The sequence below is a fragment of the Vibrio sp. 1078-1 genome (assembly GCF_033340475.1).
The window spans coordinates 1-587 of the sequence record NZ_JAWOWM010000623.1 but is presented as its reverse complement, the minus strand read 5'-3'; the positions used below and the strand labels follow the sequence as shown (position 1 = coordinate 587).

At 44.0% G+C, this 587-nt stretch carries 1 protein-coding gene; it reads right to left on the bottom strand.

The features are described 5' to 3' along the window. Window positions 1-98 precede the first annotated feature (98 nt). Window positions 99-587: rhodanese-like domain-containing protein (locus R7190_RS29160; protein ID WP_318138108.1), on the bottom strand; the 489-nt coding region annotated here is incomplete at its 5' end.

Here is a 587-nt window from a genome sequence, read left to right as displayed (position 1 = left end):
AATAGCGAAAATGTCACGATACTGACGGTGAGCAGCATCATGTAAAGAGTCCAAATGTTCTTCTTTAATCCGACCATATTGTTTTGATAACCCCTAGCTTAACGCGTAATTGGCAGTGAGCAGTCTGCACCCCATTCTGTCCATGAACCGTCATAAACAGATAAGTTGCGTAAGCCTAGTTGATGAGCTGCCAACAATAAAATACAGGCAGTCACACCTGAGCCACAGCTGAAAATGATTGAATTGTCATTATATAGCGACAGTTCGCTAAATGCTTGTTTCAATTCTGAGTTCGGTTTGATGTAACCGTTATCCAGCAGTTCTTGAAAAGGCAGGCACAACGAGTTTGGAATATGGCCACTGCGCAATCCTTCTCTTGGCTCAGGCACTTCACCAAAAAAGCGCGCTCGTGAGCGAGCATCAACAATATGCGCACTGCAATTGTTTGAGTACTCTAATACTGCATTTGCGTCCAAAAAAGCATGGTTATTTAATTTTCCGGTAAATTTTCCAAGCTGCTTAGCTTCGGACAAGGTATTCGTGACAGGCAGTCCAGCCTCAATCCAAGCCGGGAGACCACCATTAAG